The sequence below is a fragment of the Pseudomonas sp. REP124 genome, from assembly GCF_020164475.1.
Taxonomy (GTDB): domain Bacteria; phylum Pseudomonadota; class Gammaproteobacteria; order Pseudomonadales; family Pseudomonadaceae; genus Aquipseudomonas.
In genome coordinates, this window is sequence record NZ_JAIQWX010000031.1 from 1 (window position 1) to 18216 (window position 18216).

17 protein-coding genes are annotated in these 18216 nt (G+C 61.8%); 8 read left to right on the top strand and 9 right to left on the bottom strand.

Annotation, left to right across the window (positions count from 1 at the left end; genetic code table 11):
- Window positions 1-26: 26 nt before the first annotated feature.
- From K9857_RS10340 to K9857_RS10365, 6 genes are read left to right on the top strand one after another with little or no spacing between them, the layout of a single operon-like run.
- The gene (locus K9857_RS10340) at window positions 27-1004 is read left to right on the top strand and encodes a Nit6803 family nitrilase (protein WP_224535458.1); all 978 of its coding nucleotides are present in this window, start codon (window positions 27-29) and stop codon (window positions 1002-1004) included.
- Window positions 991-2073: an MSMEG_0568 family radical SAM protein gene (locus tag K9857_RS10345; RefSeq protein ID WP_224535460.1), complete on the top strand. Its 1083-nt coding sequence runs from the start codon at window positions 991-993 to the stop codon at window positions 2071-2073. Before K9857_RS10340 ends, K9857_RS10345 begins: the two co-directional genes overlap by 14 nt.
- A 14-nt stretch (window positions 2074-2087) precedes the next feature.
- Entirely contained in the window at window positions 2088-2648 is a 561-nt protein-coding gene (locus K9857_RS10350; protein ID WP_224535462.1) for an MSMEG_0567/Sll0786 family nitrogen starvation N-acetyltransferase, read from the top strand.
- Entirely contained in the window at window positions 2641-3663 is a 1023-nt protein-coding gene (locus K9857_RS10355; RefSeq protein WP_224535464.1) for a sll0787 family AIR synthase-like protein, read from the top strand. Before K9857_RS10350 ends, K9857_RS10355 begins: the two co-directional genes overlap by 8 nt.
- Before the next feature lies 1 nt (window position 3664).
- Window positions 3665-4000 (top strand): MSMEG_0570 family nitrogen starvation response protein, encoded by a 336-nt coding sequence (locus K9857_RS10360; protein WP_224535466.1) that lies wholly within the window; start codon window positions 3665-3667, stop codon window positions 3998-4000.
- A gap of 45 nt (window positions 4001-4045) precedes the next feature.
- Entirely contained in the window at window positions 4046-5347 is a 1302-nt protein-coding gene (locus K9857_RS10365; protein ID WP_224535468.1) for an MSMEG_0569 family flavin-dependent oxidoreductase, read from the top strand.
- A gap of 27 nt (window positions 5348-5374) precedes the next feature.
- On the opposite strand, the gene K9857_RS10370 is transcribed toward K9857_RS10365, so the two are convergent.
- Entirely contained in the window at window positions 5375-7273 is a 1899-nt protein-coding gene (locus K9857_RS10370; protein WP_224535470.1) for a sigma 54-interacting transcriptional regulator, read from the bottom strand.
- Between the two features lie 214 nt (window positions 7274-7487).
- Between K9857_RS10370 and cynS the strand changes: the two genes are divergently transcribed.
- Both cynS and K9857_RS10380 read left to right on the top strand, forming a co-directional pair.
- Window positions 7488-7928, top strand: a complete 441-nt coding sequence (gene cynS, locus K9857_RS10375; protein ID WP_224535472.1) for a cyanase — start codon at window positions 7488-7490, stop codon at window positions 7926-7928.
- Between the two features lie 47 nt (window positions 7929-7975).
- On the top strand, window positions 7976-8788 hold the full coding sequence (locus K9857_RS10380; protein WP_224535474.1) for a formate/nitrite transporter family protein: 813 nt from the start codon (window positions 7976-7978) through the stop codon (window positions 8786-8788).
- A 90-nt stretch (window positions 8789-8878) separates the two neighbouring features.
- Here K9857_RS10380 and K9857_RS10385 read toward each other — a convergent pair whose 3' ends face one another.
- The 8 genes from K9857_RS10385 to K9857_RS10420 all read right to left on the bottom strand — a co-directional run bounded on the left by K9857_RS10385 (window position 8879) and on the right by K9857_RS10420 (window position 18163).
- Complete coding sequence (locus tag K9857_RS10385) at window positions 8879-10267, bottom strand: amidohydrolase family protein (RefSeq protein ID WP_224535476.1); 1389 nt, start codon at window positions 10265-10267, stop codon at window positions 8879-8881.
- 12 nt (window positions 10268-10279) lie between these two features.
- On the bottom strand, window positions 10280-11641 hold the full coding sequence (locus K9857_RS10390; RefSeq protein ID WP_224535479.1) for a nucleobase:cation symporter-2 family protein: 1362 nt from the start codon (window positions 11639-11641) through the stop codon (window positions 10280-10282).
- Window positions 11642-11825: 184 nt separating this feature from the next.
- Window positions 11826-12872, bottom strand: a complete 1047-nt coding sequence (locus K9857_RS10395; RefSeq protein ID WP_224535481.1) for a CobW family GTP-binding protein — start codon at window positions 12870-12872, stop codon at window positions 11826-11828.
- Window positions 12873-12946: 74 nt separating this feature from the next.
- Window positions 12947-13594: a UbiX family flavin prenyltransferase gene (locus K9857_RS10400; RefSeq protein WP_224535482.1), complete on the bottom strand. Its 648-nt coding sequence runs from the start codon at window positions 13592-13594 to the stop codon at window positions 12947-12949.
- On the bottom strand, window positions 13591-14976 hold the full coding sequence (locus K9857_RS10405; protein ID WP_224535485.1) for a UbiD family decarboxylase: 1386 nt from the start codon (window positions 14974-14976) through the stop codon (window positions 13591-13593). The genes K9857_RS10400 and K9857_RS10405 overlap by 4 nt, the downstream gene beginning before the upstream one ends.
- A 132-nt stretch (window positions 14977-15108) precedes the next feature.
- Complete coding sequence (locus K9857_RS10410; protein WP_179054175.1) at window positions 15109-16014, bottom strand: amidohydrolase family protein; 906 nt, start codon at window positions 16012-16014, stop codon at window positions 15109-15111.
- Window positions 16015-16018: 4 nt separating this feature from the next.
- Complete coding sequence (locus K9857_RS10415) at window positions 16019-16948, bottom strand: amidohydrolase family protein (protein WP_224535487.1); 930 nt, start codon at window positions 16946-16948, stop codon at window positions 16019-16021.
- A 324-nt stretch (window positions 16949-17272) separates the two neighbouring features.
- On the bottom strand, window positions 17273-18163 hold the full coding sequence (locus tag K9857_RS10420; protein WP_224535489.1) for a LysR substrate-binding domain-containing protein: 891 nt from the start codon (window positions 18161-18163) through the stop codon (window positions 17273-17275).
- Window positions 18164-18216 lie beyond the last annotated feature (53 nt).

Genomic DNA, 18216 nt, shown 5'->3' on the forward strand with positions numbered 1-18216 from the left:
AGCACTCATCATTTCAGGACCCCATCATGCCCATCATTCGCGCAGCAGCCGTCCAACTCAGCCCAGTGCTTTACAGCCGCGAAGGCACCGTGGACAAGGTCTGCCAGCAAATCATCGCTTTGGGCCAACAAGGCGTGCAGTTCGCCGTGTTCCCCGAGACGGTGGTGCCGTACTACCCCTATTTTTCCTTCGTGCAGCCGGCTTTCGCCATGGGGGCACAACACCTCAAGCTGCTCGATCAATCGGTCACCGTGCCGTCCGCCACCACCCACGCCATAGGCGAGGCCTGCAAGCAGGCGGGGATGGTGGTGTCCATCGGCGTCAACGAGCGCGACGGCGGCACGATCTACAACGCGCAACTGCTGTTCGACGCCGACGGCACGCTGATCCAGCATCGCCGCAAAATCACGCCCACCTATCACGAGCGCATGGTCTGGGGGCAGGGCGACGGCTCCGGACTGCGAGCCGTAGACAGCGCCATCGGCCGCATCGGTTCGCTGGCGTGCTGGGAACATTACAACCCTCTGGCGCGTTATGCCTTGATGGCTGACGGCGAGCAGATCCACGCGGCGATGTTCCCCGGCTCCCTGGTCGGGGACATTTTCGCCGAGCAGATCGAGGTCACCATCCGCCATCACGCCTTGGAGTCCGGTTGTTTCGTGGTCAACGCCACCGCCTGGCTGGACGCCGATCAGCAGGGCCAGATCATGCAGGACACCGGCTGCGGCCTCGGCCCGATTTCCGGCGGCTGCTTCACCGCCATCGTCTCGCCGGAAGGCAAATTGCTCGGCGAGCCACTGCGCAGCGGCGAAGGCGTGGTGATTGCCGACCTCGACCTGGCCTTGATCGACAAGCGCAAACGCATGATGGATTCAGTTGGGCACTACAGCCGTCCGGAACTGCTCAGCCTGTTGATCGACCGTACACCCGCCGCCCATGTGCATGAGCGCGCCGCACACCTCAACGCCACTGCCACCGAGGAGCTCGATCATGCAAGCCAATGAACTGCTGGCCGAATTGCAATGCCACGGGGTGCGCTGGCCAGCGGCGCACAACGGCCTGTCTCGTCAAGGCGGCGCGGGACCGTCGGACCACAAGGCGCTGACGTTCGGCAGCCGGACCATGATGGTGCCGATCCTCAATCAGGCTTCGCAGACCTCGCCTTACCAGGCGCAACCCAGTGCCGATGGCAGCCAGGCGTTGATCTTCCGTGAAGGCTTGCAGGTCGGGCAGGTACAAATGCCCGGCGTGCCGAACTTCTACGGTTTGAGTACCGCCGACGGCATTCCCTACTGGAAAATCGCCACCCTGCACGGCAGCGATGTATTGGCGACCACGGTATTGCAACACTGCATTCGCTTCAACGATCGCGCCAGCTCCTGCCAGTTTTGCGCTATCGGCCAGTCACTGGCGGCGGGCAAGACCATCGCTCGCAAGCGTCCGCAGCAATTGGCGCAAGTGGCAAAGGCCGCGGTGGAGCTCGACGGCGTCAAGCACATGGTGATGACCACCGGGACACCGCAAACCGCGGACCGTGGCGCGGCGATCTTGTGTGAATCCGCCGCGGCAGTGACAGCCGCGGTAGACCTGCCGATCCAGGCGCAATGCGAGCCTCCGGACGACGACCGATGGTTCCAGCGCCTGGCCGACAGTGGTGTGGTCTCCCTGGGCATGCACCTGGAGGCGGTCACCGATGAAGTGCGCCAGCGGATCATGCCGGGCAAGGCCGAAGTGCCTCTGAGTCGCTATTTCGAAGCCTTCAGCGCAGCCGTCGAGGTGTTCGGACGCGGTCAGGTCAGTACCTACATCCTCGCCGGCCTGGGGGACAGCGAAGCAGCCATCAGCGAGATGAGCGAGCGTTTGTGCGCGCTGGGCGTGTACCCGTTCGTGGTGCCCTTCGTGCCCATCGACGGCACGCCGTTGGCTCATCACCCCAAACCGGACAGCGCGATGATGGCTCGCCTGTATCCGCAGATCGGCGCAAGCCTGCGCCGTCATGGCCTGCACTCCGATCAGATCAACGCCGGCTGCGCCAAGTGCGGCGCCTGCTCGGCCCTGAAAAACTACGAATAAGCCGGAGAACTCCCATGGCCCATTCCGTCTTTGCTTTGGTCGACAGCACGTTCGAGCCGTTCCGCGCTGGTGAATTGCTGGTCAAGCCCGCCAGTGAGCCCTGGGAGAAACAGGCGTATTTCGCCTTGCGCCGTTCGGTGTTTTCGGATGAGCAGCAACTGCTGGTACAGGACAAGGACAGTCACGATTTCCAGGCTATCGCCATTGTCGCCCTGGCCGGCAATTGCGGGATCGCCGACCAGGTGGTGGGCGCGGTGCGTATCTATCAGCCGCAGCCCGGCCTTTGGTTTGGCGGACGCTTGTGTGTGGCCGCGGCGTATCGGCGGCACAGTATGATCGGCAAGGCGCTGGTCAACGAGGCGGTATCCCGGGCCAAGGACTTGGGCTGTGAGGTGTTCCGGGCAACCGTGCAGGCGCAGAACGAGAGCTACTTTCATGGCCTGCGCTGGCAGACCCTTGAGCATACCGAGCTCCTCGGCCAGCCCCATTGCCTGATGCAGGCGGATCTGTCGAGCTACCCGCTGATGCCACGTCAGGTGTCACTGCGTGCGCTGAAGGTGACTCGCCATGACTGACCTCGCGGCTCTGATCGACGTCCTGCGCAACACCCAGGCGATGCGCTCGAAACAGGCGATTCAACAGCCAGCGGCAGTGATCAGCCACTCGGAAAAAGCCCTGACCCGCGAGCAGCTTTACGCCCTGCCAGGTGATGACACCGCGGCGATTGCCTGCGGCGATCATTTTCAACTGCTGGCCATCGAAGGCATGTTGCCTGCGTTCGTCGATGCCGCGCCCTGGTTTGCCGGATGGTCGGCGGTCATGGCCAATGTCAGCGACATTACCGCCATGGGCGGACGTGCGACGGCAGTGGTCGATGCCTACTGGCATCACGACAATAGCGCCGCGCAACAGATCCTGGCGGGTATTCAAGCGGCCTGCGAAGCCTATGGACTGCTGCTGGCCGGCGGTCACACCAGCCTCGCGTCGGGCAACCCCGCCGCGTTGGCGGTGGCAATCATTGGCGTTGCGAAAACACTGCTGTCGACCCTGCATGTCGCGCCGGGCCAGGTGATCGCCATGGCGGTGGACCTCGAAGGCGTCTGGCACGCCGACAGCACTTATTGGAAGGCCTTCGAAGGTGTTCCCGCCGAACGCCTGTGCAGCAAGCTCGACGTGCTGCCGCGCCTGGCCGATGCCGGGCTGCTGCGCGCCGCCAAGGACATCAGCAACGCCGGCGTGCTGGGCAGCCTGCTGATGCTGCTGGAAACCACCGGTTGCGGCGCGACTGTCGACCTGGCGGCGCTGCCATGCCCGCCGGATGCCGACCTTGAGCGCTGGCTGCAAGTGTTTCCCAGCTACGGCTTTCTGATGACCCTCGACGAAGGCGACTGGGACCAGGTCCAGACCGCTTTCGCTTTCGAAGGGCTGCGTTGCGAGCGTATCGCCCGAGTCGACGCGAGCGGCGTTTTGAACGTTCGCCTCGGCCAGCAGCATGGCCATTTCTGGAATCTGCGTGAGCAGCCATTTACCGGTTTCAACTACGCCCATCTCGATTTTTCCCCTTTGAACCTCAAGCAACAGGAGCACTGACATGCCCGCCGTCAATTTCAGGATCCGCTGGCCCAATGGCCGCGAAGCCAGCGGCTACTCGCCGTCGACCGTGATTTTTCAGTATTTGGAGGAGGGCGCCAGTTACCCGCTTCCGGATTTTTTGCAACGCCTGGAAAGTGCCTTGAACAACGCTTCGGAGCGGGTCAAGGAGGTCAAGGGCTTCTATTGCAGCTCGGCCATGGACACCTTGAGTTCGTTGAAAGGCCAGGCCAGTTATCTGGTTGAACCGACCGACGTCGAGGGGAGGGTGGAGGTGATCAGCATGCGCACCGAGGGCGCCGGGCAAGCGATCGGTGCGGGCTGGAGCTCATTCTGATTTTTTTCTGAACTTTTTATCGACACCGATGACCGGAGCAATGCCATGACCAGCCACCTCACTTCCATCAAAACCACACACCACAGCGTGATCGTCGTCGGCGGCGGCCAGGCCGGGTTGTCCGCCAGTTACTACCTGCAGCAGGAGGGGATCGATCATCTGGTGCTGGAAAAGCACAGCGTGACACACACCTGGCGCCACCAGCGCTGGGACGCCTTCAGCCTGGTCACGCCGAACTGGCAGTGCGCCTTGCCGGGTTACACCTACGTCGATGAATTCAAGGGCACCGATCCCCATGGGTTCATGAAGAAAGACGAGATCAACGCGTACCTGGCGGGCTTCGTCAAAGCGGTGAATGCGCCGGTGCGTGAAGGCGTGACAGTGCTGCGCGTGGTGCCGCGCGCCATCGGTGGCTTTGAGGTGCATACCTCCCAGGGCGAGTTTTCGGCTGACCACGTGATCGTCGCCTCGGGTGGTTATCACACGCCGATCATTCCGCGCCTGGCGGAGCGTTTGCCTGCAGACATTCACCAGATCCACTCCGAGCAATACCGCAACCCGCAGGCCCTGCCTTCAGGCAATGTGCTGGTGGTCGGCTCCGGGCAGTCGGGCGCGCAGATCGCCGAGGACCTGCACCTGGCCGGGCGCAAAGTGTTCCTGGCCGTCGGCGATGCACCACGTTGCGCGCGTTTCTATCGCGGTAAGGACGTGGTCGATTGGCTGGCAGAGATGGGGTACTACGAGATCGGCGTCGACACCCATCCGCTGCGTGAAGGGGTTCGCGACAACACCAACCACTATGTCACCGGGCGTGACGGCGGGCGTGACATCGACCTGCGCAAGTTTGCCGGGCAAGGCATGGAATTGTTCGGTCGACTCGAAGGCTTGCAAGGTACACGGATGCAGTTCGCGCCTAACCTGGCGCAGAGCCTGGACAACGCCGATGCGGTGTACAACCGCATCAACGGCTCGATCGACAAGTACATCGAACAGCATGGCATCGAGGCGCCGACCGGTGAGCGCTATGTTCCCACCTGGACGCCTGAGCAAGAGCGCTGCGAAGTGGACCTTGAGGCGGCAAACATCACCAGCATCATCTGGTGTATCGGCTTCAGCCCGGACTTCACCTGGGTCGAGGCACCGGTCTTCAATGGCCGCGGCCATCCGGGGCATCAACGCGGCGTTACCGGGCAGCCGGGTCTGTATTTTCTTGGATTGCCGTGGTTATACACCTGGGGCTCGGGGCGTTTTTCCGGTGTGGCAAAAGATGCGAGGTACTTGGTGGATCGGATCAGCGCTGCCCACGCAAAGCACCCGGTTCAGGACAAGCGGGCGGCCGTGCGGTGATGGATGACAGTCCCCAAGTCAGAATGCTCAAGATCCTGGGGATCGGTTCGGTTTGTACTCGCGCGGGTCGATGCTCCATTTGCGCAGCCGTGACGCCAGGGTAGTCGGTTTCAACCCCAGCAGTTGCGCGGCGCCGCCTTCGCCGGAGACTTTGCCCCCGGTGCGCTTGAGCATGGCCAAGGTGTTCTGCCGAAGTTGCTGTTGCAAATCTTCATCGCGCAGCGGTTCGCTGTCGTCCAGTGGAGCAATGGGCGCAGCGACCTGCTCGCGCGCGGAGGCGGGCAACAGGTCATCGAAACGCAAGCGCCCGTCCTGCGACACGATGATCTGCCGCTCGATCACATTCTCCAGCTCTCGAATATTGCCCGGCCACGAATAACGCTTGAGTACCTCGACCTGGGTCAGCGGCAGGCGCACACCCGGTTTGTTGAAGGCCTGGCAAGCACGCTGAAGAAAGTGGCCAGCCAACAGCGGTATGTCGCCCAGGCGCTCACGCAGAGGCACCGAGCGCACCGGGAAAACGTTCAAGCGAAAATACAGATCCTCACGAAACCCGCCGGCAGCGACCATCTCCCGCAAGTCGCGATTGGTGGCGGCAATCACCCGCACATCCACCGCGCGGGTCAGGTTATCGCCCACACGCTCGAATTGCTGGTCTTGCAGCACACGCAGCAATTTGCTTTGCAGTTCCAGAGGGATTTCGCCGACCTCATCGAGAAACAAGGTGCCGCCATCGGCCAGTTCGAAACGTCCGACCCGGTCATGGGTGGCCCCGGTGAACGCGCCTTTGACGTGACCGAAAAATTCGCTTTCGAACAAGTCCCGAGGAATCGCCGCGCAATTGACGCGAATCAGCGGCCGGTCGCTGCGCCGACTGCTGGCGTGAATGGCGCGGGCAATCAATTCCTTTCCGGTGCCCGATTCACCGGTGACCAGCACGTTGGCATCGGTCGGCGCCACCAGTTCGATCTGGCGGATCAGGTGCAGCACCGCTGGACTGTCGCCGACGATCTCATGATGATTTCGCTCGGCTTTGATCTCTTCCTGCAAATACTGGTTTTCCAGTTCCAGGCGTTGTTTGAGTTGTTCCACTTCATTCAGGGCTTCGCGCAAACGCAGTTCAGCCCGCTGCCGCTCTCGGATGTCGCGAAAAAGCACCACCGCACCCACCAGCCTGCCCATCTCGAAGATCGGTGTGCTGGTGTATTCGACGGGAATGGCGTCACCGTTCTTGTGCCAGAACACCTCGTTATCCACGCGATGCACCTGGCCGTCACTGAACGAGGTGTGAATGGAGCATTGCTCGACTTCAAATGGGCTGCCGTCGCTGTGGCTGTGATGGAACAACTGATGGGCGTCATGGCCGACCATATCTCCGGCGCTCCAACCAAGAATTCGCTCGGCAGCCGGGTTGATGAAAGTGGTTTGACCCGTCGCGTCGAGCCCATATATGCCTTCACCAACGGCGCCGAGAATCAGCCGGTTCTGCCGCTCGATACGCTCGAATACCTGACTGATGCGCTCCCATCCGACATGACCCAGACGGTGCTGACGACGGGCTTCCGAGCGGTTGCGTCGAGTCTCCAGGAGGTCACGGTCCTGAATGATCAGCACAATATGCTGACCGTCCTCCAGCGCACGGGCGTTGACCTCCACGGCATGGTGTCGGCGCGCCAGATCGAGCAGGCTCAGGTCATCGGACCAGGCCTGACCCTGGGTCAGCACTTCATCGGTAAAGCTGACCCACTGCGCGATCGCGCCTGCGAAGAAGTGGCTGAAGCGGGGAAGGGCGATAGCATTTTCTTCATAACCCAGCAGAGCGAGGCCGGCGGCGTTGACCTGAACTACAGCGTCGGATGCCGGGTGCACTACTAGCATGGCGAGTGGCGCGTGGGCAGCGCAATTGGCGTCGATAACGGTTGGCATAGCGGGGCGTCCTGAGGCGAAAACGACTGCTCGAATATACGAAAAATCGTGAAATAATTAACTAAAATTCGTTAGTATCGAAATATCGTTAATTTCTGCCGAGTATTAATCCTAAATAAATCTATACAAATCAGATAGATATGAGATTTTCGAGAGTTGGCACAACTCTCGCTATCTCTCCTGTGTCGCCAACCTCACAAGAGAGATCCACACTATGAACAAAGTCGAAATGCACCACACCGTCATGGCCGCCAAGGCGCGCAAGGAAATGACCTGGGACCGTCTGAGCGAACTGGTTGGCAAAGCGCCGGTATGGCTGGCATCGGTGTGCTACGGCATGAACAGCGCCTCGCCGCAAGTGGCGGCGCGCATCTGTGAAGTACTGGAATTGGGCGAAGACGTCGCCATGGCCATGATCGAATATCCGGTCAAAGGCTGGGAAAAGACCGTGCCTCAGGACCCGTTGATCTATCGCCTGTACGAAGTCGTCGGCGTTTACGGTCCGACCCTCAAAGACGTGATTCAGGAGAAATTCGGTGACGGCATCATGAGCGCCATCGACTTTTCCATGCATGTCGAAAAAATCGAAGACCCCAAGGGCGACCGCGTATTGCTGACCCTCAATGGCAAATTCCTGCCGTACCGGTCCTGGTGATCGAGCAGCAGGCCCCAATTTGAAGAGTCAGTCTTGAGGAAAACCCAATGTCCTATCTACTTCCGTTTGAATTCGTCACCAAAATGCTCGATGCCGGCGAATCGAAAATTCACATGGCGACCCGCGACACCCTGATCCGCAGCTTCATGGCCGGGGCGATCCTGGCGCTGGCGGCTGTGTTCGCGGTAACGATCGCGGTGCAGAGCGGCTCTGCATTGTTGGGTGCCGTACTGTTTCCCGTGGGGTTTTCGATGCTCTACCTGATGGGTTTCGACCTGCTGACCGGAGTGTTCATGCTCACGCCGCTGGCGTTGCTGGACAAGCGCCCGGGCGTCACGGTGCGGGGCGTACTGCGAAATTGGGGGCTGGTGTTCGTCGGCAACTTCGCCGGCGCCCTGACCGTGGCCTTCATGATGGCCTTTGTGTTCACCTACGGCTTCAACGCCGGTCCCGGCGCAGTCGGGGAAAAGATCGCCAGCATCGGCGAGGCTCGAACCTTAGGCTATGCGCACTATGGCGTTGGCGGCTGGATCACGATTTTCCTGCGCGGCATGCTATGCAACTGGATGGTGTCCATGGGCGTGGTCGGCGCGATGATCTCGACCTCGGTGAGCGGCAAGGTGATCGCCATGTGGATGCCGATCATGCTGTTCTTTTTCATGGGCTTCGAGCACTCGGTGGTCAACATGTTCCTGTTCCCATCGGCGATGATCATGGGTGGCGGGTTCTCGGTGATGGACTATCTGGTCTGGAACGAGATCCCGACTGTACTCGGCAATTTGGTCGGTGGATTGGCTTTCACTGGATTGACGCTGTACAGCACGCACGTCAGAACGGCGGCCAAGCGCGTAGCGTCGTGACTTGAAATCTCTGACGATCTGACACTTGCCCCGACTTCGGTTGGGAGCGAGCAGGCTCGCTCCCACAGGAGTAAAGGTGTTGCTGGAAGGTCAGTCGTCCACACTCATTAACTGCCGCACCCCATCCCACGCCTCGGCCCGCATCCGCTGTACATCCATCCCCGGAATCACACCGTTATCGACCACCACCCGGCCACCGACCAGGCTGTACTTCACCGCAATCGGCTCGCCCGCCACCACGGGCGCCACGGCAATGTCGTGGAAACCGAAGAAGCGCGGATGGTCGAGACCGTAGATCACCAGGTCTGCCGCCTGACCGACTTCAAGGGTCCCGACCGCACCCAGCCCGAGCACCTGTGCACCGCCAGCCGTGCCCCAGTGAATGACATCTTCGGCTGTTGTCGCCGAGGCGCCTTGTTCGGCCCGGTGAATCAGCCACGCGGTGTTCGCTTCACCGACCATGCTCCCGGACTCGTTGGACGCTACGCCATCCACGCCGAGGGAAATCGGCACCCCGGCCTCGAACATCTGTGGCACCGGCGCCACGCCGCTACCCAGGCGCGCATTGCTCACCGGGCAGTGGGAAATGCCGGTGCCGGTTTGCGCGAGCATGCGGATTTCAGCGGGTTGCATGTGCACCGCGTGGGCAAACCACACGTCCGGGCCGAGCCATTCATGTTCGGCGACGAACTCCACCGGCAGGCAGTTGTACTTCTCGCGGCAGAAGTTGACGTAGTTCTGTGTCTCCGACAGGTGCGTGTGCAATCGCAAACCGAGGCCCCGGGCGGTGTGGGCCAGCTCCCGCAGCAGCATAGGCGGCAGGGAAAAAGTCGGCGTGGTCGGCGCGACCACCACCCGGCGCAAGGCGTCCGGGGTGTCCTGGTGATAGCGCGATTTCAGTCGTTCGATGTCACCCACCATCTGGTCCAGGGTTTCCGGTTGCAGCGCGGTTTTCGAGAACCCCGGATGGGCACTGGCCGACTCCAGCGCGCCGCCGCGGCACAGAACGAAACGCAGGCCGAATTCCTCGGCCATATCGAACAGCAGGTCACCGGTCTCGGTGGTGCCATTGGCGTGATAGAGGTAATGGTGATCGGCGCAGGTGGTCACCCCCGACAGCAGCAACTCGGCCATGCCCAGATGTGCGGCGATCCGCGCCAGTTGCGGGGTGAAGCGGCTGAGGCGCGGGTAGGGCACGCTGGCCAGCCAGCCTTGCAGGTCCTGGTTCAAGCCTTCGGGCACGGCTTTGAGCAGGTTCTGGAACAGGTGATGGTGGGTGTTGATCCAGCCCGGATACACCACCGAGTGGCGCGCATCGATCACCCGCTCGCCGGGCTGCTTTTCAAGACCCGGGGCCATTTCGGCGATGCGCCCGTTGACGATGCGGATATCCACCGCACCGGCCCGAGCCCGCGGGCCACGCAGGCCTGTCATGACCGCCAGCGGGTTCTTGATCAGTATGTTTTGCAGTTGAGTCATGGTCGGCTCCAGTCAGAGGCTGTGTGTGGCGGATTTGCTGACGGCGGCATCAGGCGCGCTGACACCGTTGAGGGTGGCGTTGAGCAACACCGACACCAGGCAGGCGATGACCACGCTGCTGTGCAGGAAAGGCTGCGACCACTCGGGCAATTGCTTGAACAGGGGCGGGGCCAGCACCGGCACCAGGGCCGCGGCGATGGTGAAGCCGACGATCAGTACGTTGTAGCGATTGCGCTCGTAGTCCACCTTGGCCAGGGTCTGGATCCCCGCCGCCGCGACCACGCCGAACATGGCGATGCCGGCACCGCCGAGGGCCGCGGTCGGCATCGAAGCGATGATCGCGCCGGCCTTTGGCACCAGCGCTACCGAGCACATCAACAGGCCGCTGATGGCAACGACCCAGCGGCTGCGCACGCCGGTGAGGATCACCAGCCCGACGTTCTCCATGAAGGCAATGAACGGAAACGCCGCGAACATCCCGGCGATGGTGCTGGCCAGGCCATTGGCGCGCAGGCCGTTGATCACCTGTTTTTCTTCAACCGGTTTGTCGACGATGTCACCGATGGCCACGAACAGCCCCATGGATTCGACCATCTGCACGATCATCACCACCACCATGGTGGCGATGGGGATCAGGCTGAAGGTCGGCAGGCCGAAGTAGAACGGGTAGGGCACGGTGAGCCATGGCGACTCTTGCACGCTGTGAAAGCTGCCCATGCCCAGCCCGTAGGCCAGCGCCGCGCCCACCAGCATGCCCACCAGCACCGCCATGTTGCGCAGCATCGGACTGCCGTAACGGTTGACCAGCAGGATGCTAAGCAACACCACCGCCGCAACGGCCAGGTACGCCGGCGCGCCGAAGTCGCTGGCATGCCGCCCGCCGCCGACCCACTCATAGGCTATCGGAAACAACTGCAAGCCGATCACGGTGACAATGCAACCGGTGACCACCGGTGGAAAAAAGCGCCGTAATCGACCCACGAACGGCGCCACCAGCATGGTGAAAATCCCCGCGCCGATCACTGCGCCGCAGACCCCGGTGAAACCGACTTCCGGATTGCTGCCGATGGCGATCACCGGTCCCACGCTGCTGAACGCCACGCCCTGGAGGATCGGCAGGCGCACGCCGAATTTCCAGAAACCGACGGCTTGCAGCAGGGTGGCGATGCCGGAGCAGAACAGCGTGGTGCTGATCAGCACCACCGTGTCGGCCTGGGACATCTTCAAGGCGCTGGCGACAATCAACGGCACCGCGATGGCGCCGATGTACGAGACGGCCATGTGCTGCAGGCCGAGGGTGAGCATTTGCCGCACCGGCAGAATCCGGTCGACGGGGTGGATGGTGGACGTTGCAGGGGTATTGGCTGACGACATGGGGAATCACCTCTTGCTGTTTTTATGCTGTAGAGAGGGGTATTCGTTCTGACGCCGATCGCCGGAACACCATTGATCCCAGTGGGAGCGAGCAGGCTCGCTCCCATGGTTTTTGGGTGTCCTGACTGTCTGGTATCAGTCATTCGTGTGCCCGGAACCGCCATCCACCGGCTCCGATGCCTTTTCAGCCTGCCAGGCAGGCGGCAAAGCCCTGGTTCAGGGCCGCGCGGTCCAGGTCGCGGCCGATGAACACAATCTTGCTGGAGCGCGGTTCGGTGCCCCATGAAGTGGACGCCCGGAACTCGACGAGGCTGTGCACCCCTTGCAGCACGTAGCGCTGGTCCTGATCGGCCACCGCCAGCACGCCCTTCATGCGGTACAGGTTGTCGGCCTGCTCGCTGCGTAACTTCGTGATCCAGCGATGGAAGTCCCCCAGGTTCACCGCACCCTCCACGGTAATACCCACCGAGGACACACTCGGGTCGTGCTCATGGCCAGGTTCGTCATGGGCGTGGTGATGTTCATCGGCGTGGTCATCGTGCCCGGCACCGATCTCCATGAGTTTTTGCGTGGACTCGAAGGCCCCGATGCCAAGAATCTTCGACAGATCGATCTCGGCGTAGCTGGAGGTCACCAGATCCGCCGTGGCATTCAGACTCCGGATCTTGTCGCTCAGGGACGCCACTTCGGCGGCGCTGACCAGATCGACCTTGTTGATGACGATGCGGTCGGCGCAGACGATCTGATCTACCGCCTGGTTGTCCACGCCATCGAGTTGCAGGTCTTCCAGGTGCTGAGCGATGTGCTTGGCATCGACCATGGTGACGATGGCGTCCAGTTCCACTTCATCGGCAATCGGGTCGTTGATGAAGAAGCTCTGGGCCACCGGATACGGGTCGGCCAGGCCGCTGGTTTCGATCAGGATGTGGTCGAGCCGCACGGGCCGCGCCACCAGCTCGCGGACGATACGCACCAGGTCTTCGCGGACCTCGGCGGTGCAGCACACGCAGCCGTTGACCATTTCGTAGATTTCTTCGGTTTCAGAACTGAGTACCAGGTCGCCGTCGATGCCGACTTCGCCGAACTCGTTTTCGATCACGGCGATCTTGCGCCCGTGGTTTTCCTTGAGGATGTAGTTGAGCAGGGTGGTTTTGCCGGCGCCGAGGAAGCCGGTGAGGATGGTCACCGGGATTTTGGTATTCGGGGTCGGGGCGTTGAATGGACTGTTCATGTAGAGCTCCTTACTGACGAATGGGTCGCAGTGCTGTCAATTGTGGGCGCGGGCTTGCTCGCGATGAGGGCGTATCAGTCGGCATTGATGCTGACTGACCCATGGCTATCGCGATCAAGCTCGCTCCTGCAGGCTTTGTGCGTGGTTGGCGGGTATGACGGTTCTCTCCAGCGCAGCGCAGTTCCGGCGTCGAGGCCGAACAGATCGAGAACACGGCCGAGGCTGTGATCGACCATTTGCGCAAGGTCTCGCGGGCGGGCGTAAAAGGCCGGAACCGGTGGGGCGATGATGCCGCCCATCTCGGTGACGGCCGTCATGTTGCGCAAGTGGGCGAGGGTCAGCGGGGTTTCCCGGGCCATCAGTACCAGCGTGCGGCGCTCCTTGAGGGTGACGTCGGCGGCACGACCGATCAGGCCTGACGAGGTGCCGGTGGCGATCTCCGCCAGGGTGCGCATGGAACACGGTGCAACCACCATACCCAGGCAGCGGAACGAACCGCTGGCGATCCCGGCGGCCACATCGTCAGCGCGGTGGTAATGGCTGGCCAGTGCGGTGACGTCGGCCAGTTTGTAGTCGGTCTCGTGGGCCATGGTCAGCAGCGCGGCGCGGCTGATGATCAGGTGGCTTTCGATGTCGAGCTCCGCGAGCAATTGCAGCAGGCGCACGCCGTAGATGAAACCCGATGCACCGCTGATGCCGACCACCATGCGCGGGCGGTTCATGATTGCAGGCCTGCGAGCAGTTGACGCGCACGCTCGGCCACATCCTGATCCAGCTGCGCCTTGATCCCGTCGAAACCCGAACCGCGAGTGGCGTCCAGCCCCATGCGCGAGGTGGTGCCGTTGACAGAGGACGATGGGTCCAGCGGGCTGCCGGGCAGGCCATCGATGACGAAGATGTCCTGGTGCGGCTGGAAGTGCGTGGCCAGCGCCCACAGCACCTGGCTGTCGTCACTGATGTCGATGTCGCTGTCCACCGCGATCACGGTTTTCAGGTACGGGTCCCAGCCGAGCAGGGCGAGCATGATCTGCCGCGCCTCGCCGTTGCGGCTCTGATCCAGGGCAACATAACAATGAAAATGGGTGCCGGAATTCGGGTAGTGCACGGCGGTGACGGCGGGGAAACGCGCCTTGAGTTTCTCGCTCATCTCCGCTTCCCGGGGCAGTCGCGCCAGGGTCAGGTGTTCGGCATAACGTCCGCCGACCACGTCCACCAGCCAGGCGTCCTTGCGCCGCATCAGGGTGTCGACCCGCAACACGTTATTGGTCGAGCGGTCCGAGGAATAGCCGCTGAATTCACCGAACGGGCCTTCTTCGGCGTAGGCCGCCGGATCGATGGTACCTTCCAGGACAAACTCCGCATGGGCCGGTACACCGATGCCATAGCGCGGAGTCTTGACCAGTTCCAGCGGAGCGCCAAACAGACCGCCAGCCACCGTGCGTTCATCACTGCCAAATGGCAGGCGTGCTGCTGCCGCGAGCATGAACAGCGGATGCGCGCCGACCACCATCGCCACGCGCAATTCTTCGCCGCGCTCGCGAGCGGTCTGCAGCATGCGCCACAAGTGACCGCGTGAATGCAGGCTGGTGGCGAGGGTCTGCCGGGAATGGCGCATCGAACGGTGATAGCTCATGTTGGCGATGCCGGTGACCGGGTCCTCGGCAATGATGATTGCGTTGGTGATGTACGGCCCGCGATCGCTGTCGAAGTGCTTGAGCATAGGTAGCAGCGCGAGGTCCATGGCCTCGCCTTCAAAAATCTCGTCGAGTATCGGGCCGGTTTCGACGTAGCGCGGTGCGATCGGGTGGTTGGCACGGGCCTGGAAAGTTTCGTGCATCTGTTCCGGGCTGACACCGAAGATGCGTGCGATACGGGTCCGGGACGCGAACAGATTGGTAGCGACCTGCACACCGAGGCTGCCAACCTTCTCGCAGATCAGCAACGGGTCGCGACCCTGGGTGGCCAGGGCATCGACCAAGGCGGTGACGTCCTGATCGGCCGAAATCGATTGGTGAACGGTCAGCACATCGTCCGGGTATTGCCGGCGATAGGCGTCGATGAAATCGTGGAAGTCCTGGGTATCGCCGAGCGTAGAGAGGGTCATGGTTTCACCTCGTAAAAAGCAGGCGTGCAGGGCTGAGGGCGACGTTCGATCGACAAGCCGTTGGCCTGCCGGTCGATCGAACGCCGGGTCATCTGTACGCCTGTAAAGTCGCTGTGCTCTGGTTTTAAACGCTTAGAGGTAGGTCGTGGTCAGACGAATGTCTGCCTCGACCAGGTCCTTGGGTGGCGGTGTCGGTTCGATGCCGCACAACCGGGCAATGTTGTTGCCCAGATAGTCCTCAAGGTGATCTTCATCGATCCCCAGCCCTTGCGGCGCTGGCGAGCAAAGTACCTCCAGTTCCCGCAGCCACATTCCCGGTTCGTTCGGCGGCGAGTCAGTGCCGAAGACGATCTTGTTGCGTGGCAGGTCCTTGGCGAACTCGACGATCCGCGACTGGAAGCACCAGCCGGATTCGCAGTACACGTTCGGTGTATCCATGGCCATCCAGAATGCTTCGAACGAGTAGTTGCCACCAGTCTGGATACCGAAGTGGCCGATGATGAAATTGACCATCGGGAACTCGCGGATGATCGGGTAGAACATCGTCGGGATGGTGTACGGCCCGTCCCCGGTGTGAATCAGCACCACGATGTTGTACTTGGCGCACACCTTCATCGCCGGGCGCAGCCAGTCCAGCGCCCGGTCCGGGCGGTAGCCGTGCATGTTGGCGTGCAGCTTGAGCATCTTGAAGCCGTATTCCTTGATGTGGAATTCCAGCTCCGCCGCGCCGTTTTCCGGTCCCCAGCGCGGGTTGAAGTTGAAGTTGCCGATGAAGCGGTCCGGGTATTTCACGCACAGCTCGGCGACGTAGGACATGTAGTCACGCACGCCCTCACGACCCCGGCGGTTACCGTCGCGATAACCGGTGTTGCCCGGTGGCGGCTGGATGAAGCCCATGTCGATGCGGCGCGGTTTACCGTTGATCATGTACGGACCGTCCATCAGCTTGAGCATGCGCTCGCCGGTGAAGGGTTCGCCGGTGTGGCGCCAGGCCTCGTCGACCAGGTTGGTGGGGTGCAGATGGGTATCGATAATCATCGGTTCAGCTCCTGGCCAGTTGCGTGGTGACGGGGCGCTTGAGTTGCGCCTCTGCTTCGGAAACGGAACGAGGTGGCGGGGTCGGTTCGACGCCGATCATCCGGGCGGTGTTATTGCCCAGATACGCTTCGAGGGTGTCCTCGTCGAGGTTCAGACCCTGCGGCGGCTCGTGGCACAACACTTCCAGCAGGCGCAGCCACATGCCCGGTTCGTTCGGCGGCGTATCGGTACCGAACAGGATCTTGTGGGTCGGCAGGACCTTGGCGAACTCGACGATCCGCGATTGCAGGCACCAGCCCGATTCGCAGTAGACGTTGGGCAGCTCCATCGCCCATTGCATCGGTTCGAACACATAGACGCCGCCGGTCTGCACGCCGAAGTGCGCCATGATGAAGTCGACGTTGGGGAACTCCTTGATCATCGGCACCCATTCCGACGGGATGCTGTAAGGGCCGTCGCCGGTGTGCAGCTTGACCGGAATGCCCAGTTCGGCGCATTTCTCGAAGGCCGGGCGCACCCAGTCCATGGCTCGGTCAGGACGGTAGGCGTGCATGTTGGCCTGCATCTGGACCATCTTGAAACCGTGTTCCTTGACGTAGCGTTCGATTGCTTCGACGCCGTTTTCCACACCGCAGCGCGGGTTGTAGACGAAACAGCCGATGAAACGGTCCGGGTAGGTCTGCACCATTTTCAGGGTGTAGGCCATGTAGGCGTCGATGGACTCACGGCCACTGAGTTCGCCGTCGGTCCAGGTGTAGATGGTGTTGCCCTGCGGTGGCTGGATGAAGGCTTTGTCGATGCGGCGAGGCTTGCCGTTGACCATGTACGGGCCATCCATCATCTCCAGGAGACGCTCGCCGGTGAACGGGTCACCGTCATGCCTCCAGGCGAGGTCCACCAGATCGGTGGGATAGCAGCTGATATCGATGATCATTGAAGTCGATCTCCTGATAGCGGGGAAGGGAACCTTGCGGTTCGCAGCAGCCACGTCCCGGGCAATCGGCCATTTCTATGCGCGAAGAATCACGCATTCCCTCGCCTGGTCGCATCCGGCTCGGGACGCTGGCTGCTTGGGGGGAAGTATTGGAAGGGGGTGTCGGGTTCGTACAATATTAATTGGGCGAGGGGTTGATATGCGTTCGATATGGATATCGTTTCAGTGGTTGTTTTTGCCGGCGCCTTTGCTGGCAAGCCAGCTCCTACAGTTGTGTCGTATTGGCGCGAGTCCTCTGTAGGAAATGGCTTGCCAGCGAAGGCGTCAGAGCTGTGTCAGCAATGCCAACTGCTTGACTGCTTCAACCATCGGTGCCACCCGCTCGGCCTGACCCGGTGGCCACACCGCATACAGGTTGTAATGCGCCGCAATCTGCGCCTCGTTCAACGCCACCAGCCGTCCACTGCGCAACGCGTCGGCTGCCAACAAGCCACGCACCAGTCCCGCACCGACGCCGGCCTCGGCAGCGGCAATCAGGTTCGCCGCATTATCGAACACCACCCGTGCAGGTGGCTCGACGGGAGGCAGGCCGGCCGCATCCAGCCACGGAATCCATGACCGTCGCGTATAGCCCAACAACGGCAATTCAAGGATCTGCACCGGACTCAATGGCAGCTCCACACCATGACGCTCCAGCAGCACAGGTGAAGCCACCGCCATCACCCGATCCCCGCAAATCTGCGTCATCTCGCAGTCGTCCCAGTCGCCATAACCGTAGCGCAAGGCCAGGTCCACCCGCTCGAAAGCACTGCGATCGGAGCGTGGCATCGACAGCAGCACCACCTCATGGTCGGGCAACAAGTCCAGCAGTTGCGGCAGGCGCGGATTGAGCCAGCTCTGGGCCAGTTCGCTGTCGATGTCGAGAGTCAGGCGCTGGGCCACGCTGCGATTTTTCACCGAAGACAGCGCCCGGTCGATCTGCGCCAATCCGTCAGACAGCACGCTGGCGAAAAGTTGCCCGGCATCGGTCAGATTGCTGCCGCCGCCTTCGCGCACGAATAGCGGCTGGCCGATGAAGTCTTCAAGGGCGCGGATCTGCTGGCTGATGGCGCTGTGGGTCAGATCGAGTTTACGCGCCGCGCTGGAGAAACTGCCGCTGCGCGCCGCCTGGATAAACGCACTCATGGACTGCACCGACGGGTATCGCTTGTACATGCTGTTAGTCCTACTTACACAGGATGGCAGAAATCGTCGCTGGCCCGATTTTC